An 18,448-nucleotide genomic window follows, 5' to 3' on the forward strand; every position below is an offset into this window, starting at 1 on the left:
TTTAGCAAATAGGAGCCTGATGCTAAATTTGGCGATCTGTTATCCGTTCACAATAGATGAGATAAAATTGAACGCTTCGCCTCGATTTAACCATTTTATTTAAGGAAAAATGTATGGCTAAAATTTTATGTGTTCTCTATGAGGATCCGATTAATGGATATCCCAAATATTATGCACGAGACACACTTCCAAAAATAGAACACTATCCTGATGGACAAAGTGTCCCTACCCCGAAGCATTATGATTTTAAACCAGGAACTTTACTGGGATCTGTTTCTGGTGCATTGGGTTTACGCCAATTTCTTGAAGCACAGGGACACCAATTCGTAGTGACTTCAGATAAGGAAGGCCCTAATTCAGTTTTTGAGAGAGAACTACCCGACGCTGATGTGGTGATTTCCCAACCTTTTTGGCCGGCTTATTTAACTGCTGAACGAATTGCTAAAGCAAAAAAACTACAATTAGTCATTACTGCAGGTATCGGTTCGGACCATGTAGACTTGCAAGCTGCTCAGGAAAATAACGTTACTGTAGCTGAAGTCACTTATTCAAACAGTATCAGTGTTGCCGAACATGTGGTGATGATGATTCTTTCTTTAGTACGTAATTATCTTCCTTCCCATCAGTGGGTTGTTCAAAAAGGCTGGAATATTGCTGATTGCGTTGTGCGTTCCTATGATTTGGAAGGAATGACTGTAGGTTCCGTAGCATGCGGACGTATAGGTTTGGCAGTCATGAAACGTTTAAAACCCTTTGATGTTAAGTTGCATTATACAGATCGTCATCGTTTACCCGAAAAAACTGAAAAGGAATTAGGTCTTGTATTCCATCATGATGTAGAGTCTTTAGTAAAAGCATGTGATGTAATTACTATAAATTGCCCTCTGACGCCTGAGACAGAAAATTTGTTTGATGAGCGATTGATTAATAAAATGAAGCGCGGCTCGTACTTAATTAATACTGCTCGAGGAAAAATATGCAATCGTGAGGCTATTGTGCAGGCTTGTGAAAATGGACAACTTGCAGGCTATGCGGGTGATGTATGGTTCCCACAACCTGCCCCTAAAGATCACCCCTGGCGCTCAATGCCTTATCAGGGCATGACTCCACACATTTCGGGAACTTCCTTGTCTGCTCAAGCGCGTTATGCTGCAGGTACTCGGGAGATTTTAGAGTGTTGGTTAGAAGGACGTCCTATCCGTGATGTTTATCTTATTGTAGATAAAGGCAGACTAGCCGGTACGGGAGCATACTCCTACACTATGGGAAATGTGACGGCCGGTGCTGAAGAAGCATAGATGATTTGATGTGACAATATGTACCGCGCTTCATGCGCGGTGCCTGCTTATTTTGCTTAACAAAGAATATTGATTAAAAACTTATATAGCAGGAGCCCAACTCCGATCATTCTCCTCTTGTTCTTCCAATCTGAGCTCACTATTGTATCCAAGTATGTGTCGTATGAACGTAATAAGTTTCATAAGAATATTTTGCTGATTTGCTTCAAGACGCTCAAAAGCATGGGTTACATTTGGCATGTCTGACAATTTTGAAAGTTCAAAAGAAGTGATCGCTACAACATCGCGAGATATATTTATTTTAATACAGGCCTCAACCGCATTCACGGTTTCTCCTGTTGGGTCATCCGGAGCTAGAGTTTGCCAAATGCTTTTAAATATAAAATCAACACTATTGTTATTAACAACTTCTAATTCTATTTTATACTCGGGCAAGTCTGGACACATCCAAACAGGATAGTCAGCTTCCGAATTGAGTAATGACTCAACTATTTTATTCATTGCAAAATGAATCCCTACTCGGCTTTGCAATGTCATATGTAAAATTTTATTTTGAAATGCTGCATCTGCAATGCCTCTATCATTTAAACAACCTCGAAAACTATCTAAAGTTATTTTAGTATTTCTGCCTCTCAATTCTGGAAAAGCGGCATAGCTTGTATTTCGGCAAATTTCTTTCTCATCTCCAGCATTAAAAGTTAAATCATTTTTCTTAGTTTCACGAATAATTGAATTTGCCCTTTGAATTTGAGTAAAGAGCCCTAAACCATTTGTAGCATACTTTAAATTTAATGTAGTCATTTTGTTCTCAATAAAAGCAAACAATATATTACATATTGAATTAAATTTATTCAAGTGATGTTGGGGGAGCTCGGTTTTTTATACTTGTTGCCAGGATTATAACCTGATTTTATTAACATTTTATTATAAGTGGTGATCCCCCCACATCCGTCATGTTCTATGCTTGATTGAAATTAATTAATAGAAGAGATGAATAATCTAGGTCTGGTAATCTGGAACAAAATTCAGGAAAAATAAGAGCTATTCCGAATTGGTTTATTAACTCCTGCTCTCACAGAATGGCTTATCCACAAGTCCATAGGCCAGTAGAGCCTTCATCGTCTCGGATAGGCCTGTGGACCCTGTGGGTAAGCCATGACACACCGAACTATGTTTTAGAAACCGTACTAGGGTGTCCGAAATACACTTGAGCTGGTGTTAAATATCCAAAAGACTGATGGAGTCTTCGGTTGTTATAATATTCAAAATACTCAGCTAATTCCAGCTCTATCTCTTCGATTGTTTCGAAATCATACCGATAGAGTTTTTCTTGCTTAACACTGCGCCATAAACGTTCTATGAAAATATTATCGAGGTATCGGCCGCGCCCATCCATACTGATAGAGATTTTGTGGGCCTTCAAGGTATTGATCCAATCATTAGACGTGAACTGAGCACCCTGATCGGTATTAAAAATATCACACCGCCCCTGTAATAACGCGTTTTTTAGCGCCTCTACACAAAATTCTGCTTCTAATGTTGGGGACACCGCCCATTGAAGCACATACCGACTATACCAGTCCATGATGGCAACCAAGTAAACATGGCCTCCCTTCATACGCACGTAGGTAATATCAGCAGCCCAGACCTGATTAGGCTTAGTGATATCGATGTCACGTAATAGATAGGGGTACACGGTGTGCTCTTTATTGGGAACGCTTGTATTTGGCTTTGGGTAGACGGTTTCTAATCCCATAGCCTCCATGAGTCTCTTGATGCGTCGTTTACCAACAGGATAGCCAACTTCAAGGGACAACCATTGTGCGCGCTTCACTTTACCTTCACATGGATACTGGAGATAATGCTCGTCTAACAGCGCCATGAGCCGCTCGTCCTCTGCTGATATAGGAGACGCTTTGTAATAATAACTGGAAATACTCAATCCGAGTAGCATGCATTGTTCTCGGATTGATATTTCAGCGTTGCTATCAATCAGCTTACGCTTTTCATCCAAGCTCAGTGGCAGTCTTTTTTTTTAACCATGATAATTGGGCTTGAAGTCGACCAATTTCCTCATACAAAGCACCAACAAGCTCGGCTTGCTCTTTTTTATCCTTATCATGAGAATTGGAAAAAGCATCTGAAATAGCCTGCAATGCTGTTTGCTTCCATGCTTTAATTTGGGTAGGATGCACACCGTATTCGCTGGTCAGTTGAGCCTGAGTCAATTTTCCTTCAATTGCCGCAACTGCTATCTTTGATTTTTTTGATGCCGTGTAATAGTTTCTTTTTTTGCTCATTCTATTCTCCTCTGTTACTTAGAAGAATAGCTCTTAAAAATTACCTTTTTTCGTCCAAAAAACCGCGCCTATATCAAAATTCTCGGAACAAAATAATGAATTTATTCTGTTAACTTGTAAACTATTATCACTAAAAAAATCTTTAAACTAATGCAGAATTAATTGTTTTTGTTCAGTAGAGATATTTCATAAAGATAAATAGCTCGTAGCATCATTTAAAATGCTACGAGCTATTTCAAGTAAATTAGATATTAAGTAACTCCATTTTTTCTAAGCGCAATAATACCTAATTGGATTTGTAATTATGTTCGTTCACTCGGTCAAGTTGTTCTTCGTTTCGTATTGTTAATCCTGGATATTCCTTTTTGAGCACCGCAATTGCGTCTTTTGCAAATTCCGAATTAATCGTTACCTTAAGCCTATCTGAATGGAAACCAGAACTTTGATATAGGCGCGGTTTTTTGGACGAAAAAAGGTAATTTTTAAGAGCTATTCTTCTAAGTAACAGAGGAGAATAGAATGAGCAAAAAAAGAAACTATTACACGGCATCAAAAAAATCAAAGATAGCAGTTGCGGCAATTGAAGGAAAATTGACTCAGGCTCAACTGACCAGCGAATACGGTGTGCATCCTACCCAAATTAAAGCATGGAAGCAAACAGCATTGCAGGCTATTTCAGATGCTTTTTCCAATTCTCATGATAAGGATAAAAAAGAGCAAGCCGAGCTTGTTGGTGCTTTGTATGAGGAAATTGGTCGACTTCAAGCCCAATTATCATGGTTAAAAAAAAAGACTGCCACTGAGCTTGGATGAAAAGCGTAAGCTGATTGATAGCAACGCTGAAATATCAATCCGAGAACAATGCATGCTACTCGGATTGAGTATTTCCAGTTATTATTACAAAGCGTCTCCTATATCAGCAGAGGACGAGCGGCTCATGGCGCTGTTAGACGAGCATTATCTCCAGTATCCATGTGAAGGTAAAGTGAAGCGCGCACAATGGTTGTCCCTTGAAGTTGGCTATCCTGTTGGTAAACGACGCATCAAGAGACTCATGGAGGCTATGGGATTAGAAACCGTCTACCCAAAGCCAAATACAAGCGTTCCCAATAAAGAGCACACCGTGTACCCCTATCTATTACGTGACATCGATATCACTAAGCCTAATCAGGTCTGGGCTGCTGATATTACCTACGTGCGTATGAAGGGAGGCCATGTTTACTTGGTTGCCATCATGGACTGGTATAGTCGGTATGTGCTTCAATGGGCGGTGTCCCCAACATTAGAAGCAGAATTTTGTGTAGAGGCGCTAAAAAACGCGTTATTACAGGGGCGGTGTGATATTTTTAATACCGATCAGGGTGCTCAGTTCACGTCTAATGATTGGATCAATACCTTGAAGGCCCACAAAATCTCTATCAGTATGGATGGGCGCGGCCGATACCTCGATAATATTTTCATAGAACGTTTATGGCGCAGTGTTAAGCAAGAAAAACTCTATCGGTATGATTTCGAAACAATCGAAGAGATAGAGCTGGAATTAGCTGAGTATTTTGAATATTATAACAACCGAAGACTCCATCAGTCTTTTGGATATTTAACACCAGCTCAAGTGTATTTCGGACACCCTAGTACGGTTTCTAAAACATAGTTCGGTGTGTCATGGCTTACCCACAGGGTCCACAGGCCTATCCGAGACGATGAAGGCTCTACTGGCCTATGGACTTGTGGATAAGCCATTCTGTGAGAGCAGGAGTTAATAAACCAATTCGGAATAGCTCTTATTTTTCCTGAATTTTGTTCCAGATTACCAGACCTAGATTATGGCTTATAAAATAGCTTTATATTCGAAGGTATAAGCAAGGGGTAGACTATCTTTTATTTTCATAACAAGTCTATTTACCCCTCGTTATCTGTAGTCTTGGTGAGGAGTAACTCCGGCATATAAAGCAACTAATCTTAATTAAAATCAAGAAACAATGGAGCATGATCAGAAACTTCATCATTCATGACAATGAACTGATTCACTACAATGTCTGGTGAGGTCAGAATGTAGTCCGCATATTTCTCAGCTTTTTTATAATAACGAGTTCTTGTCGATTTAATATTATTCATCGTAATCAAGTTGCTCATTCCCTGCTCAATTATGTGCATGCTTTCTGTGTCTGGTCTTAAGTTAAAATCGCCACATAAAATTTTAGGCGTATTGATGGTATCCATAAAATGACGGATGCGGTATGACTGATTGATTCGCTCAGGAGTATCCTTTTTTCCTTGCCCATTCCAGAGACCATGTACATTAAGAATGGAATAAATTTTTTTATTGATTTCGCATTCAACCCATTGCAAGTTTCTAGGATGGTTTAATCCTATTCCTGGATAATGTTGTTTTTGATGAATATTGATATCTCCTTCTCCTAAAATATCAATATTATTTTTTAATAACATCGCAACGCCATATACATTTTCTACAGCAGGCTTAAAAATAGCAAAATGATTAGGAAGAAGTCGTTGTAGATCGGCAAAAATATTTAAACTAAGTTCTCTATCTTCCTCAGTTATTTTTCGGTGAGCGTTGTAATACACTTCTTGTAGGCAAAATACATCAACATCACGATGTTCATTGATAAATTTTAAAAGGGGGTTTCTTATGTGTCCTCCCCATAAATTTAAAGTAATTAATTTCATTGAGCATTGAGTCCCTTGCATTCGTTATACTCTATATATTTTACCACAGCGATTGAGACTTGTTTGGACTTTTCATTAACTCGTATGCGACGGTAAAATATTTATTGTTCCCTTTTAGATTCCTGAAGATATCTATAATGTAAATCGTGTACTCTTCTAGTTAACTCTTCGAAACCTACATTATTAATAATAATATCATCTGCATTTTCCAAACGTTTATCCGAATCGGGTTGAGTTGATAAAATAGCCTGAGCTTGTTCTTTACTGGATTGATCTCGTCGCATTAGCCGTGATATTTGTGTTTCTTTGGGCGCACATACAAGCAACGTTCGCTTAATATAAGGATAAGTTTGTTTTGTGATAAGCAGGGGAATTTCTATGACACAATAAGGTGTGGTGCATTCATCAACCCGCTTTTTAATTTCTTGTCGTATAAGAGGATGTAATAGTTGTTCAAGCCAATACCGCTCTTTATGGTTAGAAAAAATGATTTCTCTTAATTTACTACGATCCAATTCGCCATCTTCTTTAAGAATACTACAACCATAATGCTCAAGAATTTTTGTGTATGCGTCTTTGTTCTTTTGGGTTAGTTCCCTCGAAATTTTATCAGCATAAATTACTTCCATACCGAATTTCGAAAAAAGTTCAGCAACAGTAGTTTTCCCGCTCGCTATATCACCTGTTATTCCAACACAATAAACCATATTTTATATCTCATTGTGATTAATACATGTTACTACATTCATATAACAAGTATAAGGTACTGGACTTCTATGTTTGCAGAATGCTAGAGCAGCCAATGCAGCATCTTCGCGATTTGGATAAAGATTACTTCGCCATGATAATGCTTCCCGGTCAAAAGCGGTACATCGCCACATGGGCATGACATTGATACCGTTAATGAATCGTATACAGCTCATCTTAGTTGTTTTACAGGTTGCTGGCGCTTTGCTGTTTTTTTTACATTCAGCATAAGAAAGATTTAAAGCAATTTTTTGATAAGGACTTTGTGAAGACCATTTGGCATGAGTCGCATCATGAGCGAAACATTGCCAATAATTACCTTCTGCATCTAATGGTTCAGCAAAACTTGATACTGAGATTCCTAAAAGCAGCAAAAAATACCATCCTATGTTCTTATTCATTTTTCTCCCCCTGAAGCAGTTCAATTAATTGTTCCACATGCAAGGCCTTTGAAAAAAACCAACCTTGAAGGAATCGAACGTCGTTTTGTAATAAATAGTCGTGTTGCTCTTTGGTTTCTACACCTTCTGCAATAATAATTAAATTAATTTTTTTTGCTAAATGAATTATTGCATCGTTTAATGTTTCTGCGATGGCCTTAGTACCAATAGCATGTATAAATAATTTGTCGATTTTAAGATAATTAAAAGGATAATATTGTAGATAGCTGATGCTTGAATGTCCTGTTCCATAATCGTCTATAGCCAATGAATAACCGGTTTTTCTAAGCTCATGCATCCTGTTGATGTAAATTTTATTATTCATATCAAGTAAATAACGCTCTGTTATTTCCAATAATATTTGTTTGGGTGAAATAGAATAGTGCTGTACAAGTTTATAAAACTTGGGAAAAAAATGACTATCAGTAAAATGTAGGGCACAAATATTAAAAGATAAATAGAACGTAGGCTGATTTTTTAAGATATTTTTAGCTTCTTTAAATGCTATTTCAATAATTTGTAATGTTATCGGGACAATTAACCCTGTATGTTCAGCTTCTTCTATGAACAGATCAGGCATTATAATTTCATCATAATTATCCTGCCATCTTAATAGGACTTCAGCTCCTGAATAGGTTCCGCATTCTGCATCAAATAATGGTTGGTAAACAGGGTAAAATTGTCTGCCGCGAAGCGCTTGTTTTATTGCTCCATGCAAAGAATAATGTTGAGTAAAAATATTCTTAATCACAAAGTATAAAAAAATTGAAAATACCAAAACATCGAGAGCGAGCAAGATTTGATTAAACCATAGACTATTCATCATTACTTGCTTGGGTTCAGATACTATGAGTAAAACTCCATTAAGACTTGATAATTTGGCTGTGGCAAATACTCTTTCTGATGCGAAAGATGAGTCATATGATAAATGACTGATCCACGATTCGTTGTTTACTTTTCCTACTTGAATCAGTTCTTTTTTCGTATTGACATCATAGAGAGTGACTGTGCGTGAAACACTATCTGGCGTTTTCAATATATTTTCCAGCATCGAGGACATAATAACTACCTCTACCTGATATTCACCAATTTTTTTTTGTATTGCATAAATTGGATGATTAAACATAGGTGTCGTTAATGGCCCAATAATCATCTGATGTAGATTACGACTTAGGAGAAAGGTCTGATTGTAAGGTAAGGTGGAGCATATAATTTGATATTTTAGATTCCGTATGGCTAATCCAGAGATTTGTGGATGATTGATAACGATGTGTTGTAAATAAGGAATAAAATCGGCAGAACACAATAGCTTATTCTTTTGATCAGATGGAATTTGATATGCGCTTTGAAATATATCATTTATAAAGTGATCGACCTTTTGTGAAAGTTTATTGCTTTCTTCTGTAACTAAGGTAAGAGAATTGGTGACGTTATTATGCCAATTGACATATGAAAAGACTGCGAGCAAAACAATGGTGAAAAATATCCAGAATAATTTGAATCGTTTGTAGACAAAAAATGTCAGGTTTCTGCATACTTTTCGCATAATTATGGTGTTACATAGGCTCCCTTTATAGAGTGTAGTGTGATTTCTGCTAATTTCCCAATTACTTCATGACTTGTATTTAATGGAGGTAGCCAGTAAAGCGTGTTGCCAATTGGTCTTATTAATGCACCATGATTTAATGCCTGTTGGTAAACTTTATTCCCTATACGATCATGTCCTATCTCTTCAAGATCCGCTGCGACAACTGCCCCAACTCCTCGTATATTGCTTAATCTGCCTGAAATTTGTGCTATTTCAGTCAAAGTAGTAAACATGTATTCCCCAAGGTTTTGCGCATGCATCAGTATTTTTTCTTCATGCATTACCCGAATGGTTGCCAATGCTGCGCTTACAGCGAGTGCGTTGCCGCTATAGGTGTGTGAATGAAGAAAAGATTTACCACTGGCATAATCAGAGTAAAAAAGCTCAAAAATAGAGCTGTCAATCATGATGCAACTTAAAGGAATGGATCCCGAAGTTAATCCCTTGGATAGACAAATCAGATCCGGTTCTACACCTGCATGGTTTGAGGCCAGCCATTCGCCTGTACGGCCCATCCCTGTCATTATTTCATCAGCAATAAGATAAATATCTTTGCTTTTAGCCCAGGATGAGAGTTTTTTAAGAAAGTCAGGGCTATAACACAACATTCCTCCTGCGCCTTGAATCAACGGTTCAACAATAATGGCGCAGACTTTGTCGCTAACCGCTTCTAATTCCTTTTCTACGGCAGGCCAATACGAATCACAATTATTCCATAAAAGATCTTCTTTGCCAGAAATATAAGGAATATTTTGAATAAAATGACACGTTAGACCAAATGAAGTATAGGGTGATTTATAAATCCCTAAATCACTAATACTCATTGCACCTAATGTTTCTCCATGATATCCATTTTTAAGAGCGATAAATTGATTCTTCTCTGTAAACCCCTTAATTTGACTTGCATGAATTGCCAATTTCATTGCTATCTCAACTGCACTAGAGCCATCACTGGCAAAGAAAACATGTTGTTTTTTTGTGATTTTTGCAAGCTCTTCCGCCAACTCAACAAGTTGGGGATGTGTTGTATTTGCTGCAATAACATGTTCAAAATGATTTAGCTGGTCTGTTATTGCTGCCATTACAGCGGGATGGCCGTGTCCTAATGATTTACACCACCAGCTGGAAATGGCATCAATCAAAGGCCCTTTATTGGTGTAAAGATAACTGCCTTGCGCTTTCTCAATAAGCAGTGGAGGGCAGGTTTCAAAATCCTTCATTTGGGTGCAAGGATGCCAAAAATGTTTCAAATCTCTACTAATTAATTGATGAACGTTAACCATTTTTAAAATTTTGGTTGACAAGATTAGGCGGCACTTTATCATGTTCGCTATGTAAATAAAATGAGAAATATGGATGTAGCTGGATTTTGCTTCACTTTGCCTAAAATAGAGGAGCATCATTTTTATCCGGATTATTATTTGGTGCTGTGTCCGTCATTCCAAGTGCAGCGTGGGAGCTCTACGTAGTAGCACAATGTTGCGATACGAAATCACAGGCTAAGATGCGGATGACCGGATTTATCTGTGCTCCATCAAGGCTACATTGTTTTAATTTCCTTAATAGGAGGAACTGTTGTGACCCAAACTAAGAAGCACTGGTCTATTTCTGAAATTACAGCGCTTTATGAGCAACCATTTAATGACTTGTTGCACCAGGCGCATGAAGTACATAGAGAATATCATCAACCTAATTCATTACAATTTGCTACCCTGCTCAGTATTAAAACAGGTGCTTGTCCAGAGGATTGTGGTTATTGTTCACAAAGCGGGCATCATAAGACTCATGTAGAAAAAGAAAATTTAATGTCAGTTGCTGAAGTATTAAAAGCTGCTCAGGAAGCCAAAGAGGGCGGTGCCAAACGTTTTTGCATGGGAGCTGCTTGGCGTTGTCCACCTGATAAGGCGATGAATGAATTACAAGAAATGATTAGAGGGGTGAAGTCTTTAGGTTTGGAAACATGCATGACTTTAGGAATGTTAAATCAAGAAGAGGCCGCTTGTCTAAAAGAAGCCGGGTTGGACTATTACAATCATAATATAGACACATCACCTTCTTATTATGAGAAAGTAGTAACGACCCGCAAATTCAGCGAACGATTGGATACATTGAATAATGTGCGAGAAGCCGGAATCAATGTATGTTGTGGTGGTATTTTAGGTTTAGGAGAGACACGCGAAGATCGCATTGAATTTTTATTAACTCTAGCTAACATGGAAACACCTCCTGAAAGTGTTCCTATAAACCGTTTAATTCCAGTAGAAGGTACGCCTCTTGCGAAAGCTCAGCCAGTCGAAGGGATTGAGTTAGCACGTACGATTGCAACTGCGCGAATACTAATGCCTAAAAGCGTCATTCGTTTAACGGCTGGAAGAACTGAAATGAGTGATGAATTACAAGCACTTTGTTTCTTTGCTGGAGCGAACTCTGTATTTATTGGTGATAAATTATTAACAGAAGAAAATCCTCAACGACTAAAAGATAAAGCCCTTTTTAGCAAGCTAGGTTTAACTGAGATGGTTTAAATGCCTATAAGTCACAAGATTAAGGATTATACGAATCAGCTAGCTCAAGAAGGCCTATTAAGGAATAGGATAATAAGCGCTGATGATTCGTCATTAATTCATTTTGACAGTAATGATTATTTGTCGCTATCTAGGGATCAACGTATTGCGGAAGGATACCAGCGAGGCTATGCTCTGTATCCTTGTGGAAGTGGTGCCTCAATGTTGTTAAGTGGTTATCACCCCAATCATCGGGCAGTAGAAGAGGCATTCGCTAACTTATTGGCTGTGGATGATTGTATTTTATTTTCTTCAGGATATGCAGCAAATCTTGCCGTTACTGCCTTACTTGGTCAATTAAAGGTCCATTGTTTTATAGATAAAGAAATACATGCATCCATTTACGATGGTTTAGCTCTATCACAAGTAAACTATACACGCTATCTGCACAATAATTTAATTGACTTAGACCGTAAATTAATAACTTATGCCAATAGCTCCGCATTAATTACGGAGGGAGTTTTTAGCATGAGTGGCCAAATGGCTCCTTTGGCAAAAATGTCCTCTCTGTGTAGCAGGAACCAAAGTGCACTCTTAGTTGATGAGGCTCATTCTTTTGGACTCTTAGGCGCTCAGGGAAGGGGGGCTGTAGCTTATCATGGTTTAACTCAAAACGAAGTTCCGTTAAGGATTATTCCTCTAGGAAAAGCGTATGCCGCTCAGGGTGCACTGGTTGCTGGTAAAGCAGAGTGGATCTATGCTTTATTACAAGCCGGTCGCTCAGTTATCTATTCAACCGCAATAAGCCCAGCTTTAAGTTATGGCTTGTTGCATGCTTTGGAATGTGTAGTTAATGCGGAAGATAGAAGGTCGAAATTAACACAACTCATTGCTTTATTTCGATCTTATATTAAACAATCTCCTCTAAAGTGGTCTGATTCTATTTCTCCAATTCAACAACTTCAATTAGGCTGTCCCCATTTAGCATTATATTATGCTCGTGAATTGAAGAAAAATGGAATTAGCTGTTGTGCAATAAGAAGGCCTACAGTCAGTACAAAAGCATCCGGTTTGCGTGTCATTTTGAATTACAATCATACTCCAGAACAGATCCAGGAGTTATTTAATCAATTAAGTGTCATTTATGCATATAAAAATCAATAGTTATGGAAAAGGATTCCCTATTGTGTTTCTACATGGATGGGGATTTGACAGTCGAGTTTGGTTGCCACTAGTGCTTAAACTGTCCATGGATTATCAGCTTATACTAATTGACTTGCCAGGATTTGGTCATAGTCCAATCATGGACTGGGATGCATTTAAAAAGTTTTTACTGAGACAATTACCCCAACAATTTGCATTAGTAGGTTGGTCTATGGGTGGGTTATATGCCATGCGTTTGGCAGTTGAAGCACCTGAACGAGTAAGGTCTCTTATTAACGTGACTTCATCACCCCGATTTTTACATGCGGATCTATGGTCAGGTGTTTCTCAGGATGTTTTTAAAAAATTTTACGAAAAATTATTAGAGGAGCCACAGAGTACCTTAAACGAATTTATGGAACTCAATGGATTAACTACTAATGATAGGTTGAACCATCTACCTGATAGACTCCCATCTCCAGAAGGGTTGAAATTGGGGCTTGAAATTCTAGAAAATTGGGATTTACGAGAGGAGCTGAAACAGTTTACTAAACCGACATGTTTTATGTTTGGTCGCCTTGATCCCATTGTTTCAATTAAAACAATGAGTTCCATGCAACTGAATTATCCCAAATTTCATTATATTCTATTCAAACGAGCGGCACACATGCCTTTTTTATCTCATATGGATTTATTTATCGAAGAAATCCGAGGATTTATTCAATGAAGCGATTTTTTATTACAGGTACTGATACAGATTGCGGTAAAACCTATGTAACAGCGAGTCTGTTACACTATTTTCCATCGGCAGCAGCAATTAAACCGGTAGCAAGTGGATGCATGGAAATAGAAAATAAACTGGTGAACAGTGATGCGTTGCATTTACAAAAAAACAGCAAGACAAGAATCCCTATGGATGTAATAAATCCCTGGCGATTTAAAGCGCCTGTTTCCCCTCATATTGCGGCACAGAATGAAGGAGTATGTTTAAGCGTCACTGAAATAGCTGACTATTGCCTTAATTTGCAGCTGGAGGGTATTGAAACATTATTCATTGAGGGTGCGGGTGGATTAATGGTGCCGCTAAATGACAATGAAACATGGATTGATTTTTTACAGATTACTAAGATCCCTGTTATTTTAGTAGTTGGCATGAAATTAGGATGTATTAATCATGCGTTGTTAACAGAAGCTGTGTTGCATGCAAATAACATTGAATGCACGGGCTGGATTGCAAATTGCTTTGACCCAAACATGCAAGCTTTATCAGCTAATATTGACACATTAAAGCAAAAACTGACTGCCCCTCTTTTGGCAGAACTATCATTTGCTGGCGACATTACAATGATTGAATTTTAATAGCTCAGATTAATACCTGGTTTACCTAGGATGTCGTTTTTTTCCCTTTTACTTGTTGTTTCAATGACACTATTGTATGTTAATTAAGACATTCATTAATGAAAGGGATAACTATGTTAATACGGGATAAATTAGTGCAATCAGTGATGACTGCTTTTTTTGTTTTAGTTGCGACAGGAAGTTCGGCAGCTGACAACAATGATACAAATTCTACAACTGAAAAATGTTATGGAATTGCTAAAAAGGGGATGAATGACTGTGCCACTGCAACCGCTTCATGTGCTTCCTCCGCGACCAAAGATAAACAAAAAGACGCTTTTATTTTGCTACCCAAAGGACTCTGTGAGCGGATAGTTGGTGGTAGTCTTAAGCCTGAGTAAAAATTTAAAATAAATTATTTAAAATTCTCATTAAAAAAAGGAAGTTAACAATGAAAAAAATTTTAGGAGGCTTGTCCTCATTATTGTTTATGACATTCACTTTTTCTACGTCGCCAATTCATGCAGCACCAGAAACCTATACACTGGATAAAAACCATACTTTTGTGTTGTGGAGCATCGATCACTTAGGCTTTTCAACCCAATATGGTAAATGGTATGGAACAGGTCAACTGATTCTTGATAAAGACAATCCAAGTCAAAGTAAAGTCAACGTTAAGATTGATGTTGCGGATATGGTTACCGGTATTCCAGAGTTGGATAAACATCTAAAAAGTAAGTTATTTTTTGATACGGAACATTTTCCTACTGCAACTTTTGTCAGTAATAAGGTAACTCCCAAAGGTGATAATAAAGCAACTGTTGATGGTACCTTAACTTTGCGTGGTGTGAGTAAACCTGTGGTATTGGATGTTACCTTAAATAAAGAGGGAATGAATCCAATTAGTAACAAGATGTCAGTTGGCTTTACAGCTACTACCACTATAAATCGTTCTGATTTTGGGATAAATGCTTTCCTGCCTTCTGTAGGTGATAAAGTAACCCTTTCAATTGGGGCAGAAGCATATCAGGATAAGAAATAGGGACTTCTTATGCAAATCAAAAATAGTGCAACTCACTTTGGTATTGTTACTATAGTATTTCATTGGGTTATTGCTTTGTTAATTATTGGGTTGTTAGTACTGGGGTTGTACATGGTCTCTTTACCATGGAATCCCCAAAGATTGAAATTCTATGGATGGCATAAAGAGTATGGTTTGTTGGTCCTTTTTTTGGCTGTTTTTAGAATTATTTGGCGTCTGAGCAATGAACAACCAGAGCTTGCTTTGCCTTTGCTGGAAAAAATTGCTGCTCGCAGCATGCATTGGGCTTTTTACTTGTTTATGTTTGCCATGCCAATTACTGGTTGGTTAATTACTTCAGCTGCTGGATTACCAGCATCATTCTTTGGATTGTTTACTTTACCTAATCTTATAGCTCCTGATGACAGTAAAAGAATATTATTTGAATGGATCCATGAATGGTTGGGGTACGCGCTCATTGCAGCAATTTTTATGCATAGTGCAGCTGCTCTAAAACATCATTTTATTAATAAGGATGATATATTACGGAGAATGTTCCCATGAAAATGATAAAGTTTATTTTCGTTTTATTTTTTTTGAATAGTGCTTATGCAAATGCCTTACCTGAATGGTCACTTGTTCCTGGTGAAAGCAGTATAAGTTTTACAGCAACACAAAATAATGCACCCGTTACTGGTTCATTTAAAGAGTTTACTGCAACAATAAATGCTGATCCTGCACATTATCAAGACAGTAATGTCGATGTGGTAGTGAATACTAACTCACTCACAATGTCCTACGCCGAAATAACTTCAATATTACTCAGTGCTGATTGGTTTAATTCCAAAGAATTTCCCAAAGCTGAATTTAAATCAACCAAGTTTACTAAAAAGGATGATAAAAATTATGAAGCTGCGGGAACATTAACTATAAAAAATAAATCACTGCCCGTAGTACTTACTTTTACAGCAGTTGAATCACCTAAAGATCATTTGGTTGTTGAGGGACATACCACAGTGAAGCGATTAGACTTTGGTATAGGTCAGGGTGATTGGTCAAGTACTAGTGAAATAAAAAATGAAGTGACCATAAACTTTAAAGCAGTTGCTGTACTTAAAAAATAACTGCATTACAGTAAATTGAATCATAAAGTTACAGTCTGGACAGTGTTCCAGACTTAATTTAATAAAGAAACTAGGGGTGATTAACCCTGCGCAAGTCTTCTGGGAGATCTTCATCATAACTCGGTGCTCAACGATGGAGATCTCTCGCTATGCTCGTGATTGACGAATAGACTAAGCATTAGAGAGTGTTCATCCAACTGTGTCACCTCAGTCATTATCTAAGTCCCAGGGTTAGTCTGTCTTCGAAATAGATTTGTAACTGGGACACGATAAGCGCCCAATTGGAGAGTGTTCATCCAACTGTGTCACCTCAGTCATTATCTAAGTCCCAGGGTTAGTCTGTCTTCGAAATAGATTTGTAACTGGGACACGATAAGCGCCCAATTGTGCATGGGCTGATTCCATTTTTCCAGTACTTTCTGGCAAGCACAATAAATAAGCTTAATAAGGGCGTTTTCACTGGTGAAAGCGCCTTTATTTTTAGTGTACTTGCGAATTTGCCGATGAAAGCCTTCAACAATATTGGTAGTGTAAATGATGCGTCTTAGCTCTTCTGGGTATTTGAAGTATTGTGATAGAGCTTCCCAGTTGTTATTCCAGGATTTCATCACCGCCGGGTATTTTTTGCCCCGGCTTCTTTCCAACTCCAATAGATGATGCAAAGCCATATCTTTTGCTTGCCTTATAAACCAGCTTTAAATCGGCCATAAAGGCTTTCTGGTCCTTGCTAACCAGCATACTTTAATGAGTTGCGAATTTGATGAACGACACAGCTCGATCCTCGGTGTTGTGAAAACTTCAGCAATGCTAATCAGGAAATCCCTAAGTCCATCGATGCTTGCTATAAGGATATCCTCTACACCACGAGCTTTAAGGTCATTTAATACACTAAGCCAAAAACGAGCTCCCTCTGCCTCAGATAAATAGAGCCCTAGAATATCTTTTTTACCTTCTGAATTTACAGCAAGGACGGTGTAAAATGCTCTACTTATGACCTTACCTTCAACACGTACTTTAAAGTGCATGGCATCAAGAAAATGATTGGTATATGAGACTTGTGTTTAATACGCCCTGCAATCAGGGGAATAGTTTGTCAGTAATCAGGCTGATTTTAGCACTCGAGACTTCTAGTCCATACATCTCAGATAAATGCTCGCTTATCGCCTGTAACTCATGCCTATCGCATAGAGGGCTAGGACTTTATTATTGTTATTCACAGTACTGCTTGACGTTTTTTACAAGCTCGGGTTCAGCTGCCATCCCTATCTCGAGGTGTTTCTAAATCAAAAACTCCAGTTGTTGATTTAATTGTTTTAGTCGTTTTGCCGTTGCGACGGTTTGAAATACCTGTCTCATGACAATCAGTCATATGAGAATCCATTTCACCTTCTAATGCCGCCTCTAATAGCTCTTTTATTAAGGGGGTCAGTATGCCGTCTTTTCCAGTGAGAGATTGGCCAGACTTTAACTGGGTCAAAGCCTCTAATTTGAACTCATTGAAATCAAAATTCGATAAATCTATTTTCTTTTTATTCATATCTACCTCTTTTAAGTGTTAAATTATAAACAAATTAAAAGAGATGACACAGTTATTTAAACACTACCCCCAATTGTGCATGGGCTGATTCCATTTTTCCAGTACTTTCTGGCAAGCACAATAAATAAGCTTAATAAGGGCGTTTTCACTGGTGAAAGCGCCTTTATTTTTAGTGTACTTGCGAATTTGCCGATGAAAGCCTTCAACAATATTGGTAGTGTAAATGATGCGTCTTAGCTCTTCTGGGTATTTGAAGTATTGTGATAGAGCTTCCCAGTTGTTATTCCAGGATTTCATCACCGCCGGGTATTTTTTGCCCCATTTCTCTTCCAACTCAAGTAGATGATGCAAAGCCATATCTTTGCTTGAAGCCTTATAAACCAGCTTTAAATCGGCCATAAAGGCTTTCTGGTCCTTACTAACCACATACTTTAATGAGTTGCGAATTTGATGAACGACACAAAGCTGGATCTCGGTGTTAGGAAAAACTTCAGCAATGGCATCAGGAAATCCCTTAAGTCCATCGATGCTTGCTATAAGGATATCCTCTACACCACGAGCTTTAAGGTCATTTAATACACTAAGCCAAAAACGAGCTCCCTCTGCCTCAGATAAATAGAGCCCTAGAATATCTTTTTTACCTTCTGAATTTACAGCAAGGACGGTGTAAAATGCTCTACTTATGACCTTACCTTTGACCTATCCCCTAAATTAGTACCA

The 18,448-nt window shown here is 38.0% G+C and carries 20 protein-coding genes and 2 pseudogenes; 11 read left to right on the top strand and 11 right to left on the bottom strand.

Annotation, left to right across the window (positions count from 1 at the left end):
• Window positions 1-113 precede the first annotated feature (113 nt).
• Window positions 114-1,298 carry an NAD-dependent formate dehydrogenase gene (locus OQJ26_RS15800; RefSeq protein WP_265704694.1) on the top strand — a complete coding sequence of 395 codons (1,185 nt, stop codon included), beginning with the start codon at window positions 114-116 and terminating at the stop codon, window positions 1,296-1,298.
• A gap of 81 nt (window positions 1,299-1,379) precedes the next feature.
• Here OQJ26_RS15800 and OQJ26_RS15805 read toward each other — a convergent pair whose 3' ends face one another.
• The 3 genes from OQJ26_RS15805 to OQJ26_RS15815 form a co-directional block, all read right to left on the bottom strand.
• The gene (locus OQJ26_RS15805; protein WP_265704695.1) at window positions 1,380-2,099 is read right to left on the bottom strand and encodes a hypothetical protein; all 720 of its coding nucleotides are present in this window, start codon (window positions 2,097-2,099) and stop codon (window positions 1,380-1,382) included.
• Window positions 2,100-2,466: 367 nt separating this feature from the next.
• Complete coding sequence (locus OQJ26_RS15810; protein WP_082650874.1) at window positions 2,467-3,312, bottom strand: IS3 family transposase; 846 nt, start codon at window positions 3,310-3,312, stop codon at window positions 2,467-2,469.
• Window positions 3,305-3,598: a hypothetical protein gene (locus OQJ26_RS15815; protein ID WP_065235619.1), complete on the bottom strand. Its 294-nt coding sequence runs from the start codon at window positions 3,596-3,598 to the stop codon at window positions 3,305-3,307. The genes OQJ26_RS15810 and OQJ26_RS15815 overlap by 8 nt, the downstream gene beginning before the upstream one ends.
• 519 nt (window positions 3,599-4,117) lie before the next feature.
• Here OQJ26_RS15815 and OQJ26_RS15820 point away from each other — a divergent pair.
• A complete protein-coding gene (locus OQJ26_RS15820; protein ID WP_065235619.1) occupies window positions 4,118-4,411 on the top strand; it encodes a hypothetical protein in 294 nt (97 codons plus the stop codon).
• On the top strand, window positions 4,404-5,249 hold the full coding sequence (locus tag OQJ26_RS15825; protein WP_082650874.1) for an IS3 family transposase: 846 nt from the start codon (window positions 4,404-4,406) through the stop codon (window positions 5,247-5,249). Before OQJ26_RS15820 ends, OQJ26_RS15825 begins: the two co-directional genes overlap by 8 nt.
• A gap of 308 nt (window positions 5,250-5,557) precedes the next feature.
• On the opposite strand, the gene OQJ26_RS15830 is transcribed toward OQJ26_RS15825, so the two are convergent.
• The 5 genes from OQJ26_RS15830 to bioA all read right to left on the bottom strand — a co-directional run bounded on the left by OQJ26_RS15830 (window position 5,558) and on the right by bioA (window position 10,344).
• Window positions 5,558-6,286: an endonuclease/exonuclease/phosphatase family protein gene (locus OQJ26_RS15830; RefSeq protein WP_265704696.1), complete on the bottom strand. Its 729-nt coding sequence runs from the start codon at window positions 6,284-6,286 to the stop codon at window positions 5,558-5,560.
• 101 nt (window positions 6,287-6,387) lie between these two features.
• Window positions 6,388-6,993, bottom strand: coding sequence for a dephospho-CoA kinase (coaE, locus tag OQJ26_RS15835; RefSeq protein WP_265704697.1), 606 nt, complete (start codon window positions 6,991-6,993; stop codon window positions 6,388-6,390).
• Between the two features lie 3 nt (window positions 6,994-6,996).
• Window positions 6,997-7,434, bottom strand: coding sequence for a hypothetical protein (locus tag OQJ26_RS15840; RefSeq protein ID WP_265704698.1), 438 nt, complete (start codon window positions 7,432-7,434; stop codon window positions 6,997-6,999).
• On the bottom strand, window positions 7,427-9,019 hold the full coding sequence (locus OQJ26_RS15845; protein WP_265704699.1) for an EAL domain-containing protein: 1,593 nt from the start codon (window positions 9,017-9,019) through the stop codon (window positions 7,427-7,429). The genes OQJ26_RS15840 and OQJ26_RS15845 overlap by 8 nt, the downstream gene beginning before the upstream one ends.
• 2 nt (window positions 9,020-9,021) lie before the next feature.
• Complete coding sequence (gene bioA / locus OQJ26_RS15850; protein WP_265704806.1) at window positions 9,022-10,344, bottom strand: adenosylmethionine--8-amino-7-oxononanoate transaminase; 1,323 nt, start codon at window positions 10,342-10,344, stop codon at window positions 9,022-9,024.
• A 294-nt stretch (window positions 10,345-10,638) separates the two neighbouring features.
• Between bioA and bioB the strand changes: the two genes are divergently transcribed.
• The 8 genes from bioB (at window position 10,639) to OQJ26_RS15890 (ending at window position 16,191) form a co-directional block, all read left to right on the top strand.
• Entirely contained in the window at window positions 10,639-11,586 is a 948-nt protein-coding gene (gene bioB, locus OQJ26_RS15855) for a biotin synthase BioB (RefSeq protein WP_265704700.1), read from the top strand.
• Complete coding sequence (locus tag OQJ26_RS15860; protein WP_265704701.1) at window positions 11,587-12,729, top strand: aminotransferase class I/II-fold pyridoxal phosphate-dependent enzyme; 1,143 nt, start codon at window positions 11,587-11,589, stop codon at window positions 12,727-12,729.
• Window positions 12,710-13,435, top strand: a complete 726-nt coding sequence (locus OQJ26_RS15865; protein ID WP_265704702.1) for an alpha/beta fold hydrolase — start codon at window positions 12,710-12,712, stop codon at window positions 13,433-13,435. Before OQJ26_RS15860 ends, OQJ26_RS15865 begins: the two co-directional genes overlap by 20 nt.
• A complete protein-coding gene (gene bioD / locus OQJ26_RS15870; protein ID WP_265704703.1) occupies window positions 13,432-14,067 on the top strand; it encodes a dethiobiotin synthase in 636 nt (211 codons plus the stop codon). The genes OQJ26_RS15865 and bioD overlap by 4 nt, the downstream gene beginning before the upstream one ends.
• A 113-nt stretch (window positions 14,068-14,180) precedes the next feature.
• Entirely contained in the window at window positions 14,181-14,447 is a 267-nt protein-coding gene (locus OQJ26_RS15875; RefSeq protein ID WP_028380471.1) for a BufA1 family periplasmic bufferin-type metallophore, read from the top strand.
• Window positions 14,448-14,497: 50 nt separating this feature from the next.
• Entirely contained in the window at window positions 14,498-15,088 is a 591-nt protein-coding gene (locus OQJ26_RS15880) for a YceI family protein (RefSeq protein ID WP_265704704.1), read from the top strand.
• 9 nt (window positions 15,089-15,097) lie between these two features.
• The gene (locus OQJ26_RS15885) at window positions 15,098-15,631 is read left to right on the top strand and encodes a cytochrome b (protein ID WP_265704706.1); all 534 of its coding nucleotides are present in this window, start codon (window positions 15,098-15,100) and stop codon (window positions 15,629-15,631) included.
• Window positions 15,628-16,191 carry a YceI family protein gene (locus tag OQJ26_RS15890; RefSeq protein ID WP_265704707.1) on the top strand — a complete coding sequence of 188 codons (564 nt, stop codon included), beginning with the start codon at window positions 15,628-15,630 and terminating at the stop codon, window positions 16,189-16,191. The genes OQJ26_RS15885 and OQJ26_RS15890 overlap by 4 nt, the downstream gene beginning before the upstream one ends.
• A gap of 317 nt (window positions 16,192-16,508) precedes the next feature.
• Here the strand turns inward: OQJ26_RS15890 and OQJ26_RS15895 are convergent.
• The 3 genes and pseudogenes from OQJ26_RS15895 to OQJ26_RS15905 all read right to left on the bottom strand — a co-directional run.
• Window positions 16,509-17,216 (bottom strand): annotated as a pseudogene (locus OQJ26_RS15895) (IS256 family transposase).
• Window positions 17,217-17,440: 224 nt separating this feature from the next.
• Window positions 17,441-17,728, bottom strand: coding sequence for a transposase (locus OQJ26_RS15900; RefSeq protein ID WP_416209966.1), 288 nt, complete (start codon window positions 17,726-17,728; stop codon window positions 17,441-17,443).
• Between the two features lie 63 nt (window positions 17,729-17,791).
• Window positions 17,792-18,421 (bottom strand): annotated as a pseudogene (locus OQJ26_RS15905) (IS256 family transposase); the annotation flags it as partial.
• Window positions 18,422-18,448 lie beyond the last annotated feature (27 nt).

Source organism: Legionella sheltonii (assembly GCF_026191355.1).
Taxonomy (GTDB): Bacteria; Pseudomonadota; Gammaproteobacteria; order Legionellales; family Legionellaceae; genus Legionella; species Legionella sheltonii.